The following is a 13,450-nucleotide window of genomic DNA, read 5'->3' as shown; positions in this document are numbered from 1 at the left end:
TTTATAATGGAATCGTTTAATCGGCTTACATTTCTAAATTTTTACGCCATAAAACCAATAATTTACCAATGTGTTGCACCAATTGCGCATCCACCGCTTCGCACAATGCATTGCAGATTTCTACGCGCTCTTGGCGATCGTCACCCAATACGCGCACTTTAATCAATTCGTGGGCGGTGAGCGCGGCATCGGTTTCTTTGATTACAGATTCTGTCAAACCGTGTTGGCCGATCATCACCACCGGATTCAAGTGATGTGCGCGGGCTTTGAGTTCCAAAATTTCTTTGGTGCTTAATTTATCGTCAGTCATGTTTATATTGCTTAAATTAAAAATAATAATCTGATATTGTACGCGATTTAACGGCGGGCTGCGAGAAAATAACGTACAATAGCGCCATTCAATTTTCACATTCACACACTATGGCAGTACGTTCCAAATCTTCCAAAGCATGGCTTAATGAGCATGTGAACGACCATTATGTCCACATGGCACAAAAAGACGGCTATCGTGCGCGTGCAGCTTATAAGCTTTTGGAAATCAATGAAAAAGACAAGCTCATCAAGCCGGGCACGATTTTGGCCGATTTAGGCAGCGCACCGGGCAGTTGGTCGCAGGTAGCGGCAAAATTAGTTGGCAAAAACGGCCAAGTATTCGCTTTGGATATTTTGCCGATGGATGAAATCGAAGGCGTTTCATTTATTCAAGGCGATTTTCGCGAAGATGATGTGTTGGCGCAATTTGAGTCGCTGTTGGATAATCGCCCCTTAGACCTTGTAATTTGCGATATGGCACCCAATATGTCGGGTAATGCCGTGACCGATCAGGCCAAGAGTTTTTATTTATGCGAACTGGCTTTGGATTTTACTGCCAACCATTTGAAAACAGGCGGTAATTTTTTGGTTAAAGTATTTCAGGGCGCAGGCTATCAGGAATATCTGGCGGCCATGCGGGAGATTTTTGCCGTGGTGCAAACGCGCAAGCCTGAGGCTTCTCGCAATCGTTCCAGTGAGATTTATTTATTGGGCAAAAATAAACGCTGACAATATGGGCAGCGTGCATTAAAATCGTTTCTTTCGTTTACCTTTATATATGGAGCCTGATTCAGTGGGGAATACCATTAAACATGTATTGGTCTGGTTGGTGCTGGGTGTCTGCCTGATGGCGGCATTTAATGCCATTAATGACAAGCAGGAAAATAAACAACAAATCGAATATTCGCAGTTTATCCAACAGGTAAACAATGGTGAAGTAGCCAGCGTGAATATCGAAGGCTCTGTCGTGAGCGGTTATCTGATTAAAGGTGAACGCGCCGATAAAACTTCGTTTTTCACCAATGCGCCGCTTGACGATAAGCTGATTCAGACTTTATTGGATAAAGATGTCCGCGTCAAAGTGACACCTGAAGAAAAACCGAGCATGCTTGGCAGCTTGTTCTTCAGCCTGTTGCCAGTATTGCTGCTGATTGGTGCATGGTTCTACTTCATGCGCATGCAAAGCGGTGGCGGCGGTAAAGGTGGCGCGTTTTCATTCGGTAAGAGCCGCGCTAAATTGTTGGATAAAGATGCCAACAAAGTAACCTTTGCCGATGTGGCCGGTTGCGATGAGGCCAAAGAAGAAGTTCAGGAAATCGTCGATTACCTGAAAGCGCCGACTCGCTATCAAAGCTTGGGTGGCCGTGTGCCGCGCGGTATTTTGCTGGCCGGTAGCCCGGGTACAGGTAAAACCTTGCTGGCCAAAGCGATTGCCGGTGAAGCAGGTGTGCCGTTTTTCAGCATTTCCGGTTCGGATTTCGTGGAAATGTTTGTCGGTGTCGGTGCCAGCCGTGTGCGCGATATGTTTGAGCAAGCCAAGAAAAATTCGCCTTGCATCATCTTTATCGATGAGATTGATGCCGTAGGTCGCCAGCGTGGTGCCGGTTTGGGTGGCGGTAATGATGAACGCGAACAAACCTTGAACCAATTGCTGGTGGAGATGGATGGTTTTGAAAGCAATCAAACCGTGATTGTGATTGCCGCAACCAACCGTCCGGACGTATTGGACCCTGCTTTGCAGCGCCCGGGTCGTTTCGACCGTCAAGTGGTGGTGCCGCTGCCGGATATTCGTGGCCGTGAGCAGATTTTGAAAGTGCATGCTAAAAAAGTGCCTTTGGATGAGTCGGTTGATTTGACTTCATTGGCGCGCGGTACACCGGGTTTCTCCGGTGCCGATTTGGCTAACTTGGTAAACGAAGCTGCTTTGTTTGCCGGTCGCCGCAATAAAATCAAAGTTGATCAAAGCGATTTTGAAGATGCCAAAGACAAAATCTATATGGGTCCTGAACGTCGCTCAATGGTGATGCACGAAGATGAAAAACGTGCGACGGCTTACCATGAATCGGGTCATGCCATTGTGGCGGAGAGCTTGGATTTCACCGATCCGGTGCATAAAGTCACTATTATGCCGCGCGGCCGAGCCTTGGGCTTGACTTGGCAGCTGCCGGAACGCGACCGCATCAGCATGTATAAAGACCAAATGCTGAGCCAAATCGCGATTTTGTTTGGCGGACGTATTGCCGAAGATATTTTTGTCGGCCGTATTTCTACCGGTGCTTCCAACGACTTTGAACGCGCAACGCAAATTGCCCGTGAAATGGTGACCCGCTACGGCATGAGCGACAAAATGGGCGTGATGGTTTACGCGGAAAATGAAGGTGAGGTGTTCTTGGGTCGCAGCGTGACCCGTTCACAAAATATTTCCGAGAAAACCCAGCAAGATGTGGATGCCGAAATCCGCCGCATTTTGGATGAGCAATACGCCGTGGCTTACAAAATCTTGGATGAAAACCGAGATAAAATGGAAACCATGTGTAAAGCACTGATGGATTGGGAAACCATCGATCGTGATCAGGTATTGGAAATCATGGCAGGCGAGCAACCTAGTCCGCCAAAAGATTACAGCCACAATCTGCGCAAAGACGAGCCTGAAGAAGAAAAAGGCGAGCCTGAGCAAGTGATGGTGATTACGCCTGAAGGTCCGCAAACCGAAGTGCAAAATGTGAAACCTGAACATTCTTCTGATCATGATTCGGGTGTGAACAAACCATAATCGGCATATCAAACGGCAGCGTTAACGCTGCCGTTTTTTCATATCTGAAACCATCAAAATAAAGTAAAAAGAGCATCAATATTGAAGATTATTGCTTCAGGCCGTCTGAAAAGGCCGGAAAATTCGTTTATAATGACACTTTTGCTTAAGTTTGATTCCGCCATGAAAACAGTAGAAAAAAGCGTGTTGGTGTTACACAGCGCCAAGCAGATGTTTGAGTTGGTTGACCGCGTGGAGGATTATCCGACATTCCTGCCGTGGTACAGCAAAACCGAAATCATCGAGCGCACCGATACCGAATTGAAAGCGCGCCTGTTTATGGACTACATGGGCGTGCGCCAATCGTTTGCCACGCATAACCACAATATCCCCGGTCAAGAAATCAAAATGGATTTGCTCGAAGGGCCGTTTAAAACCCTGCGCGGCACTTGGCGATTTGTTGATTTGGGTGACGATATGTGCCAAATCGAATTTAAATTGGAATATGAATTCAGCAGTTCGATTTTATCGGCGATGATTTCGCCGGTGTTTAATCATTTGTCTGGCACTTTGGTGGACGCATTTGTTAAAGAGGCCGACCGCCGCTATGCTTAACATTGAAATCGTATACGGCCTGCCGGAAAAGCAAGTGTTGAAAACCATGCAAGTGGCAGAAGGCACAACCATTCGCCAAGCTGCCTTGCAAAGCGGTTTGGAAAAAGAGTTTCCCGCTTTGGATTTGCATTCGGCCAAGCTTGGTATTTTCGGTAAAATTGCCAAAGACGATACCGTATTGCGCGATAAAGACCGCATTGAAGTGTATCGCCCTTTGCTGATCGACCCGAAAGAAGCGCGCAGACAGCGTGTGCAAAATCAGGAAGATTGAATTTGAGGCCGTCTGAACCATTCCATTTCAGACGGCCTTCTGTAAGAACCACATACCAACGAGAAAATCATGTCTAACCCAATTAAAATGATCGTCGGCCTAGGTAACCCCGGCAAAGAATATGAAGCAACCCGCCATAATGTCGGCTTTTGGCTGCTGGATGAATTGGCGTGGCAATGGAAAGCGACGTTTAAAGATGAGAAAAAATTCTTCGGCGAAGTGGCGCGTGTCAGCCGCCCTGAAGGGGATGTTTGGCTGATTAAACCGATGACGTTTATGAACCGTTCCGGTCAGGCGGTGGCCGCTTTGGCGCAGTTTTACAAGATTAAGCCTGAAGAAATTCTGGTGGTACACGATGAGCTTGATATCGAGTGCGGCCGCATTAAATTCAAGCTCGGTGGCGGCAATGGCGGCCACAATGGCTTGAAAGACATTCAAGCCCGATTAGGCACGCCGAATTTCTACCGCCTGCGTTTGGGCATCGATCATCCGGGTGATAAGGCTCTAGTGTCGGCTTATGTGTTGAACAAACCGAGCGCGGAACACCGCCAATTGATTGAAGATTCAGTCAATAAATCCATCAAAGGCATACCGCTATTGACGGCGGGTGAGTTTGAAGAGGTGCAGCGTTTTTTACACAGTCGATAACTTTATATTTTCATACGGCCTAAACCATGAGTGAATTGATTGATTTGATTGAAACCGAAAGCGTCGGCACAGTCGAAGAAACCCTTGATTTTTTGTTATACGAATGCAGCTTAGACGATGCGCCGAGCCGTGAAGAAGTAGCACAATGGCGTGACTTGCTAAACGGGCGCGGCGGCAAATTTGTGCGCTTGGCGAAAATCTGCCAAACATGGCTGGACGAAGAAGGTGAACATGACCTTGCTGCGCAATAAATTTACCGCATTGGCCATGCTGTGGTTTGCCGCGGCCATTTATTCGCTGCTGTTGCGAGAATCAACAGGCGGTGCGCCGCCGTTTCCAAATTTCGATAAAGTGGCGCATTTTGCTTTGTTTTTCGCACAATTTTGGCTGCTTGCTAAAGCATATATGGCCGATAAACACCCGATTCCGTATCGTGGCCTGATGATTGCCGCCGTGGTGTTTGCCATTGCCAGCGAGTGTGCGCAGGCGATGTTTACCCAAACGCGCGAAGGTTCGTTTTGGGATGCGGTGGCCGATGTCTGCGGTGCGGCAGCAGCTTTGTGGTTTGCCCGAAAAATTGAGCAAGCTAAAGGGTTGAAATTACCTGATTAATCTTTAACTATAAACAGTGATTAATAATAGAGGCCGTCTGAAAGCTTTGAAAAGTTTCAGACGGCCTTAAGGAAACATGATGAACAATACTCCGTTTATCCAACGCCGCCAACGCGTGCTGCAACAAATCGGCAGCGAAGGCGTGGCGGTTTTGTTTGCCGCGCCGGAACAGCGCCGTAGCAACGATACCGAATTTCCATTCCGCCAAGACAGTTATTTTCATTACCTGACCGGCTTTGACGAGCCGCAAGCGGTGTTGCTGCTGGATGGTGCCACGCAAAAAAGCATTTTGTTCTGTCGCGAAAAAGATGCTTTAAGCGAAATTTGGAACGGCTTTCGCTATGGGCCAGAAGCGGCGTTGGAAGTGTACGGTTTTGATGAAGCCTATGCCAACAGCGAATGGCCGGCGAAATTAGCGCAAGCGCTGTTGAATAAAAAAAGCCTGTATGCCTTGTGGGGCTTGTATCCCGAACACGATAAAGAAGTGATGGCTAAATGGCACGGCGTGCAGCAAAGCGCCGGCCGCCGTATTCAAACCAACACTTACGCGCCGGAAAAGTTGGCTGATTTGGCGGCGGTGTTGGATAGTATGCGCTTGATTAAAGACGAGCACGAAATTGCACTCTTGAGAAGAGCCGGTGAAATCAGCGCATTGGCGCATATCCGAGCCATGCAGAAAACGCATCCGGGTGTGAATGAGCTGCAAATCGAAGCAGAGATTTTGCACGAATTCATGCGCCACGGCGCGCGCTTTCCGTCTTACAACAGCATTGTGGCAGGCGGTAAAAATGCCTGCTGTCTACACTATGTTGACAACAAAGATATGCTGCAAGACGGCGATTTGCTGTTGATTGATGCCGGTGCAGAATATAATTTTTACGCTGGCGACATCACACGTACTTTTCCGGTAAACGGTAAATTTACCGCGGTGCAAAAAGACATTTACGAAATCGTATTGGCGGCCAACGAAGCGGCCATCGCTGCAGTGAAACCGAATGCCGATTGGGGTGAAATTCACTTAATTGCGCTGAGAATATTGGTACAAGGCTTGATTGATCAAAAATTATTGCGCGGCACTGTTGACGGCAACATCGAATCGCAAGCCTACCAGCGTTTCTACATGCACGGCTTAGGTCATTGGGTCGGCTTAGATGTGCACGATGTCGGCAAACGCTGGCACAACGGCAAACCTTTATTGCTGCAACCGGGTATGTGCAGCACCATCGAGCCGGGCTTGTATATTGCCGCGGCCGATGATATTCCGGAAGCCTTCCACAACATCGGTATTCGTATTGAAGACAATGTGTTGGTAACTGAAAACGGTTGTGATAATTACACCGCCTTAGCGCCGAAAAGCGTAGCGGATATTGAAGAAGTGATGCGTGGCTAGGCCGTCTGAAGCATTAAGTTTCAGACGGCCTCATTTTGATTAATTTATTCACAAACTAACTTTCCGAATCGATTCAGCCACGGCCTCCCCCAATATTTCATTACCGAACTCATTGAAATGCAGCCCGTCGCAGATGGTCAGCGCGGTTAAGTCTTGCACAAACATCAACGCATATAAATCATTAATGGCAAAACCGAATTCATGTGCTAAATCTTGGGCTATTTGGTTATAGGTTTGAATGTCTTTCAAATAGCGGCGCGATGATTTGGTCACATTGTGTACGCTTTGCAAAAAAGGCGTGCTGCTTGCCCAGATAAGGTGTGCTCCGGTTTGCTGCAAGCGGTTAAAAATTTGTCTCAGATTGGCTTGGTAGGCTTGAATGTCGGTTAAGGGTTGGGTGCTGCCTGCATTGTAGCGGATGTCGTGCAGGCCGCAGTTTAGGTGAATAATATCTCCGGCCTGCGCACCTTGTGTCCATTGTTCGATATGTTGCAACACATCATGTGATGAGCGACAATTGTTGACCGGTGAGAGTATGGCGACATCGGGTAGGGCAGCTTGCACCGTAGCTTGGTAGCCCAATCGGATTGAATCGCCAATAAGATAAACCGTCATGTTTCCCCCTACTGTTAAGGCCGTCTGAAATAATTAATATTATAATATTAATTATTTCAGACGGCCTTAACATGGGTCAAATCATCAGGTTGGATTCTGTAAAGCTTATTTGGCTTGATAATTTTGTCGATAAAAATCAATCAATTGTTTGGCTTGCAGCATCGGTAGGCCGAAACGGTCGGCCACAGCTTTTAAATCTTTGATTTCTACGCCGGTGAGGTTTTGGCTAATCCATTCAAATGTATCCGGCTTGCTTTTGATGTGTTCCAGATAAGCCTGTTTGCGTTTCCAATTGCGCGACCATACCAGTAATACGGTAAAAATCAACAACGCAATCAAAAAGATATTCATTGCAGCCATCATTTCCATGGTTGGGCTTTCATCAAAAAATAAAGGCGATTATAAACGAAAAAAGGCCGTCTGAATGCATATCGCGTTCAGACGGCCTGAGAGCTTTTCAAGCTCTCCATCTTGGGCGCATTTCTTCGTTTCTGAAGTTTTGCAAAGGTCTCGGCCTTTATCCTTTCGAATAATGGCATCATTCAATTTTCACACGTTTCAAGCGCAACGCATTGGTTAATACCGATACCGAACTCAGCGCCATTGCCACGCCAGCAATCACCGGGCTGAGAAAACCCAAAGCAGCCAGCGGGATGCCGAGGATATTGTAGAAAAAGGCAAAAAACAGGTTTTGCTTGATGTTCTTCAACGTAGCGCGTGACACAAGCAGGGCATCGACGAGTTGGTTGACCGAATGCTGCATCAATGTTGCCGAAGCGGTGTGTTCGGCCACATCGGCGCCACCTTTCATGGCGAAGCTGACATTGGCCGCAGCCAGAGCAGGGGCATCGTTGATGCCGTCGCCAACCATGGCGACAACTTTGCCGTCGTCTTTGAGTTTTTGCACCGCCGCTGCTTTATCGCGCGGGCTCATGTTGCCAAACGCGTGTTCAATGCCCAATTGCGTGGCGATGTATTCGACGGTATTTTGATTGTCGCCACTCATCACATACACATCGATATCATGCGCTTTCAGACGGCGTATTGCTTCGGCGGTGTCGCTTTTGAGTGCGTCGGCCAAGGCAAATGCACCGATGGGTCGGTCATCAACCGATACGGCCACCAAGCTGGCGATTGGCCATACGCCGTCTAGATCGGTCGGCAAGGTCAAATTGGCGTAATCGTTTTTGCCGACTTTCACCAAACCCAAACCGCTGATTTCGGCGGAAATGCCCGCGCCGACTGCCGTTTGCGCCTGACTGCTTGGCGGTAAATCCAAATTGCGTGTTAAGGCGGCCGACACAATCGCGTTAGCAAGGGGATGAGTGGCGTTTTGCTCGACGGCTGCGGCAATGCGGAACAAATCGTCTTCACCAAAACCGCTATCCGGCACCAAATAAACCGCTGCCACTTGCGGACGGCCTTCGGTGAGCGTGCCGGTTTTGTCGAGCACCACGGCGTTGACATGCGCCGATTCTTCCATCGAAGCCGCGTCTTTAAACCAAATACCATGTTTCACTGCTTTGCCCATGCCGACCATAATCGCCGCCGGTGTGGCCAAACCCAGTGCACACGGGCAGGCAATCACCAACACCGCCACTGCATGCATTAAGCCGGCCTGCCAATCGCCTTTGATGCCCCAAGTGAGCGCGAACGTGAGCAATGAAATGCCGACCACCACCGGCACAAACACCGCCGCCGCTTTATCGGCCATGCGTGAAATCGGCGCTTTACTGCCTTGCGCTTCGGAAAGCGCGTTCATCATGTCGCCCAGTAAAGTGTGGCTGCCCAATTGCGTGGCGCGGTAAACCAAGCTGCCGTCGGTCACCAGCGCACCGGCCAACACTTTGCTGCCTTGCTGTTTCATTTCGGGATTGGATTCGCCGGTCAAGTGGCTTTCGTCTGTCCAGCCGCTGCCGCTTTCGACTACACCGTCAGCGGCAATGCGTTCACCGTGATTGGTGCGCAGCATATCGCCGGTTTGCACTTGGTCTAACGGCAGCGATTGCCATGTGCCGTCGCGCTGCACATTCACTTTGCTCGGTGTGAGTTTCAGCATCAGCGATAAGCTGTTTAAGCTGGATTTTTTGGTGCGGTGTTCCAAAAATTTGCCCAGCGACACAAAGCCAATCACCATCACGCTGGCTTCAAAATACACATGCGCCATGCCGTCGTGCCCCATGCCGCGGTGGTGGAACATCATATACACCGAATAAAGATAAATCGACACTGTGCCGATGGTGACCAGCACGTCCATATTGGCCAAGCCGCCTTTGATCGAAGCCCATGCGCTTTTGTAAAACGGAATCGCCAACCAAAGCTGCACAATGCTGGCCAAAGCAAATTGCCATAGGGCGGGCATCATCCAATCGTGGCGGCCAATCATCATGCCTGCCATACCGATGAGAAAAGGCACATTAATCGCCAGCAGCAGCCACAAACGCCAGCCGATATGCACCGGTTCGTCGCTGTCGGCTTTAGGCAGCGCATCAGTTTTTTCTTGTGCGCCGAAACCGGTTTTTTCGATGATTCGGGTGATGTCGGCTATTGAGCTACGGCTGTCGTCAAACACGACCTGCGCTTCTTCGCTGGCAAAATTTACACCCGCGCTTTCGATAAAGTCTTTTTTGTTTAATACTTTTTCAATGCGTGAGGCGCAAGCTTGGCAGGTCATGCCTTCAATTTGGAAGCGGACTTTTTGTTTCATTTTCGTTGTCCAGGTAATGATAAGATAAAGAAAACTTAAACCTTTACGGCGGGTTAAAGTCAAGCGTTCTTAAAAATCAAGGCCGTCTGAAAATTTTGCTTTCAGACGGCACCGAGACCTTTGCAAAACCCCAGATTTGAGTGCAGTTCGAAGTTAGAGTAGCGCAGAAAGCGAAGACATATCACAAAGATAGGCAAGCTTTCGAGCAGCGCATAACGAAGAAATGTGCCAAAGATGGGGATTTTGCAAAGGTTTCGGCCTTGATATTGTGATCAACGTGAAGCATCAAAGCCGCCGTCTTCAATCGCTTCGATTAACGCATCAACATTAGTTTTGGTAGCATCAAATTCAATTACGGCATTTTTGTTTTCCAAGCTTACTTCGGCTTTGGCAACACCGTCGGTGTTTTCCAAAATACGGGTGACGCTTTTCACGCAGCCGCCGCAGGTCATGCCTTCTACATTTAAGGTGATGGTTTCCATGATTTCTTCCTTTCATTCGTGGGTTGGATAACTTGAATATAATATAAACCTTAACACTAGGTTAGGGTCAAGTATTTTTTCAGACGGCCTATTGATCCTTAAAGGCCGAGACCTTTGCAAAACTCCTTTAAAAAGCTTGCACATAAAAAACCGACGTCATTCCCGCGCAGGCGGGAATCCATCTCAGAATTTAAGAAGCCTATTTTATTCAATAGTTTGTCATGCTCGAAAAATGGATTCCCGCCTGCGCGGGAATGACGGTAGTTTTGGTTTTTATTAATGATTCATCAGTTTTGCAAAAGTCTCAGGCCGTCTGAAACATTTGGAATCAAATGAAATGTAGTCGATTGTTATCGTTTTAATTATTGCGTGAACGGAGTAGAATAACGCCCCTGTTTTAATCGGGAAGAGTAAGATTATGTCGGCGGCAAAAGAGAAAAAACAATGGCTGAGTGTGTTGGCCTTGGCGGTGGGTGCGTTTATTTTCAACACCACCGAATTTATTCCGATTGCGCTGTTGAGCGACATCGGCCAAACCTTCGGCATGGCCTCGACCGAAGTCGGCATTATGCTGACGGTGTATGCGTGGATTGTGGCGTTGTTGTCGCTGCCGTTGATGTTGGCGACGAAAAATTTCGAGCGCCGCAAGCTTTTGCTGATTTTATTTGCCGTGTTTGTGGCTGGCCATGTCTTGTCGTTTTTCGCATGGAATTTCGGCGTGTTGTTGGCTAGCCGGATTTGTATTGCTTTGACGCACGCAGTGTTTTGGTCGATTACGGCATCTTTGGCCGTTCGGGTTGCGCCACCAGGCAAAAGCACGCAGGCGCTGGGTTTGTTGAGTACCGGCACGGTGATGGCGATGGTGATGGGCATTCCGCTGGGGCGCGTAATTGGCCAGTTTTATTCTTGGCAAATCAGCTTTTTATTAATTGGTATTTGCGCGGCGGTGGTGATGATTGTATTGGCGAAAAATTTGCCCTTGCTGCCGAGTGTGAATTCCGGTTCATTGAGCAGCCTGCCGTTGTTGGTGAAGCGCAAAAATCTGATGTTGCTCTACGGCTTTACCATTCTGATTATTACCGCGCATTTTACTGCGTATAGCTACATTGAGCCGTTTGTGCTGCAAATTGGCGGTTTCAGGCCGGAGCAGGTAACGATTGTGTTGGGTTTGTATGGTGCGGCCGGTTTTGTCGCTTCGTTTGTGTTCGGCAAATGGTTTGCTAAGTTCCCACGCCAATTCTTTATCGGCGCAGCGGCCTTGGTAGTGTTGATGACAGCCCTGCTGTGGCCGTTGGTCGGCTCGGCATGGGCGGTTTATGCGCTGTGTTTTGTGTGGGGCATTGCCATCAGCGTGGTCAGCCTGTCAATGATTGCCAAAGTGTTGAACTTTGCTTCGGATGCCACCGATGTTGCCACCTCGATTTATTCGGGTCTGTATAACGTGGGCATCGGCGGCGGTGCGCTGTTGGGGCATTATGTAACTGTTGGCTTGGGTTTGGGCAGCATCGGTTTTGTCGGTGCGGGCACGGCATTGTTGGCGGTGGTGCTGGCTTATGTATTGATTAAACGCGATGATTTTATGAATAAATCGGTTTAAGAAGCATATAAAAAGGCCGTCTGAAATATAATTGAACTGCACCCCAAAAGTTGGACACTTCCCCCCAACTTAAAAAGGTGCAGTTTTCTTATGTCCAAATATACACTAGACTTCAAATACCGAGCCGTACTCCATTACCATCAAGTGCACAGCCAACAGCGTACCGCAGACCATTTCAACGTCTCACGCACACACCTGCGCCGTTGGATTGCCGCCTACCGTCAAGGCGGTATAGCCGCACTTCAGCACCCACAGGCTACGCTTATGAAGACTACGCAGACCAAACGCAACAATCCCTTTATCGTCGACAAACCCGACCATGAAAAAACTCAGGCAGAGCTGATTGAAGAGTTACGCTACATGAGGGCGGAGATCGACTACCTAAAGCACATGAAAGCCCTCAACGAAAAGAACGCCACCAAAGTTGCGAAACCGTTCAAACGCTGAGGGCGAAGCACCTGCTGAAATACTTGTTGCACAGTGCCGGCATACCCAAAAGCAGTTTCTACTACCACATCGGTAAATCCGATCCCGATATGGAAGCCAAAGCGGCGGTGAGTGAAGTTTATCACCAACACAAAGGTCGCTACGGCCAACGGCGGATTGGAGCTGTATTATCGTGGAATAAAAAGAAAGTGCAGCGTATTATGGGATTATTGGGTTTGAAAGCCAAAGTGCGCAACAAAAAATCCTATCGTCCGCAAGTTATAGGAGAGACGTCGAAAAACATCCTTAAGCGTGCATTCACTGCTGATAAAGCGGGAGATAAATGGTTGACCGATGTGACCGAGTTTAAATGCACCGACGGCAAACTGTACTTATCGCCGATATTGGATGTATTCAATCGTGAGATTGTGGCTTATGAGCTCAGTAGAAAGCCGGACAGCAAGATGGTCATGCAGATGCTGGATAAGGCATTCGGCCGTCTGAAAGGGCAGACCCCGCTGCTGCATTCTGACCAAGGTGTGCTTTACCGAACTCAGGCTTATCGGGAAAAGCTGGCGGAGAAAGGCATTGTGCAGAGCATGTCGCGCAAAGGGAATTGCTGGGACAATGCACCGATGGAGAGTTTCTTCGGGACATTAAAAGTGGAAAGCTTCTATCAGGAAGGTGTGTTATCGGTGGCAGAGTTGACCAAAGTGATAGATGATTACATACGTTACTACAATTATGAACGTATTAGTTTGAATTTAAAAAAGCTGAGTCCTGTGGCTTACAGGACCCAGCTTGAACAGGCTGTTTGAGAAAGATTTTTAATTTGTCCAAGAATTGGGGGACAGTTCATAATATTTCAGACGGCCTTTGTTTATATCTGCTCGAGACCTTTGTAAAATCCCCATCGTTGGCACATTTCTTCGTTATGCGCTGCTCGAAAGCTTGTCTATCTTTGTGATATGTCTGCGCTTTCTGCGCTGCTCTAACTTCGAACTGCACTCAAATCTGGGGTTT

General features: G+C 48.3%; 16 protein-coding genes. 11 read left to right on the top strand and 5 right to left on the bottom strand.

Features of this window, described 5'->3' with window-relative positions:
* Positions 1-25: 25 nt before the first annotated feature.
* Positions 26-310 carry a ribosome assembly RNA-binding protein YhbY gene (gene yhbY, locus ACM67B_RS06105; RefSeq protein WP_100563177.1) on the bottom strand — a complete coding sequence of 95 codons (285 nt, stop codon included), beginning with the start codon at positions 308-310 and terminating at the stop codon, positions 26-28.
* A gap of 110 nt (positions 311-420) precedes the next feature.
* Between yhbY and ACM67B_RS06100 the strand changes: the two genes are divergently transcribed.
* From ACM67B_RS06100 to pepP, 8 genes are all read left to right on the top strand, one after another.
* Complete coding sequence (locus tag ACM67B_RS06100; RefSeq protein WP_416188900.1) at positions 421-1,041, top strand: RlmE family RNA methyltransferase; 621 nt, start codon at positions 421-423, stop codon at positions 1,039-1,041.
* Between the two features lie 64 nt (positions 1,042-1,105).
* The gene (gene ftsH, locus ACM67B_RS06095) at positions 1,106-3,085 is read left to right on the top strand and encodes an ATP-dependent zinc metalloprotease FtsH (protein ID WP_229439417.1); all 1,980 of its coding nucleotides are present in this window, start codon (positions 1,106-1,108) and stop codon (positions 3,083-3,085) included.
* A gap of 162 nt (positions 3,086-3,247) precedes the next feature.
* Positions 3,248-3,679 carry a type II toxin-antitoxin system RatA family toxin gene (locus ACM67B_RS06090; RefSeq protein ID WP_095503604.1) on the top strand — a complete coding sequence of 144 codons (432 nt, stop codon included), beginning with the start codon at positions 3,248-3,250 and terminating at the stop codon, positions 3,677-3,679.
* Positions 3,672-3,950 (top strand): RnfH family protein, encoded by a 279-nt coding sequence (locus tag ACM67B_RS06085; protein ID WP_416188899.1) that lies wholly within the window; start codon positions 3,672-3,674, stop codon positions 3,948-3,950. The genes ACM67B_RS06090 and ACM67B_RS06085 overlap by 8 nt, the downstream gene beginning before the upstream one ends.
* Before the next feature lie 69 nt (positions 3,951-4,019).
* Positions 4,020-4,598 (top strand): aminoacyl-tRNA hydrolase, encoded by a 579-nt coding sequence (gene pth, locus ACM67B_RS06080; RefSeq protein ID WP_416188898.1) that lies wholly within the window; start codon positions 4,020-4,022, stop codon positions 4,596-4,598.
* A 26-nt stretch (positions 4,599-4,624) separates the two neighbouring features.
* The gene (locus ACM67B_RS06075; protein ID WP_416188897.1) at positions 4,625-4,849 is read left to right on the top strand and encodes a dioxygenase; all 225 of its coding nucleotides are present in this window, start codon (positions 4,625-4,627) and stop codon (positions 4,847-4,849) included.
* Positions 4,830-5,210, top strand: coding sequence for a VanZ family protein (locus tag ACM67B_RS06070; RefSeq protein ID WP_416188896.1), 381 nt, complete (start codon positions 4,830-4,832; stop codon positions 5,208-5,210). The genes ACM67B_RS06075 and ACM67B_RS06070 overlap by 20 nt, the downstream gene beginning before the upstream one ends.
* 76 nt (positions 5,211-5,286) lie before the next feature.
* On the top strand, positions 5,287-6,600 hold the full coding sequence (pepP, locus tag ACM67B_RS06065) for a Xaa-Pro aminopeptidase (protein ID WP_416188895.1): 1,314 nt from the start codon (positions 5,287-5,289) through the stop codon (positions 6,598-6,600).
* Between the two features lie 48 nt (positions 6,601-6,648).
* Here pepP and ACM67B_RS06060 read toward each other — a convergent pair whose 3' ends face one another.
* The 4 genes from ACM67B_RS06060 to ACM67B_RS06045 all read right to left on the bottom strand — a co-directional run bounded on the left by ACM67B_RS06060 (position 6,649) and on the right by ACM67B_RS06045 (position 10,404).
* Positions 6,649-7,215, bottom strand: a complete 567-nt coding sequence (locus ACM67B_RS06060) for an SGNH/GDSL hydrolase family protein (RefSeq protein ID WP_416188894.1) — start codon at positions 7,213-7,215, stop codon at positions 6,649-6,651.
* A gap of 105 nt (positions 7,216-7,320) precedes the next feature.
* A complete protein-coding gene (locus tag ACM67B_RS06055; RefSeq protein WP_369832022.1) occupies positions 7,321-7,566 on the bottom strand; it encodes a hypothetical protein in 246 nt (81 codons plus the stop codon).
* A 187-nt stretch (positions 7,567-7,753) separates the two neighbouring features.
* Positions 7,754-9,922, bottom strand: a complete 2,169-nt coding sequence (locus ACM67B_RS06050; protein ID WP_416188893.1) for a heavy metal translocating P-type ATPase — start codon at positions 9,920-9,922, stop codon at positions 7,754-7,756.
* A 272-nt stretch (positions 9,923-10,194) separates the two neighbouring features.
* Positions 10,195-10,404 carry a heavy-metal-associated domain-containing protein gene (locus ACM67B_RS06045; protein ID WP_416188892.1) on the bottom strand — a complete coding sequence of 70 codons (210 nt, stop codon included), beginning with the start codon at positions 10,402-10,404 and terminating at the stop codon, positions 10,195-10,197.
* Between the two features lie 418 nt (positions 10,405-10,822).
* Here ACM67B_RS06045 and ACM67B_RS06040 point away from each other — a divergent pair, with 418 nt between their 5' ends.
* The 3 genes from ACM67B_RS06040 (at position 10,823) to ACM67B_RS06030 (ending at position 13,245) form a co-directional block, all read left to right on the top strand.
* Positions 10,823-12,001: a sugar transporter gene (locus ACM67B_RS06040; protein WP_416188891.1), complete on the top strand. Its 1,179-nt coding sequence runs from the start codon at positions 10,823-10,825 to the stop codon at positions 11,999-12,001.
* A 90-nt stretch (positions 12,002-12,091) separates the two neighbouring features.
* Positions 12,092-12,448 (top strand): helix-turn-helix domain-containing protein, encoded by a 357-nt coding sequence (locus ACM67B_RS06035; protein WP_416188879.1) that lies wholly within the window; start codon positions 12,092-12,094, stop codon positions 12,446-12,448.
* 23 nt (positions 12,449-12,471) lie between these two features.
* Positions 12,472-13,245, top strand: coding sequence for an IS3 family transposase (locus ACM67B_RS06030; RefSeq protein WP_416188878.1), 774 nt, complete (start codon positions 12,472-12,474; stop codon positions 13,243-13,245).
* The last annotated feature ends 205 nt before the right edge of the window (positions 13,246-13,450 follow it).

This window comes from Neisseria sp. CCUG17229 (assembly GCF_047839235.1).
GTDB classification, from domain to species: Bacteria; Pseudomonadota; Gammaproteobacteria; order Burkholderiales; family Neisseriaceae; genus Neisseria; species Neisseria brasiliensis.
The sequence above is the reverse complement of the archived record's forward strand: the minus strand, read 5'-3'. Positions and strand labels throughout refer to the sequence as shown.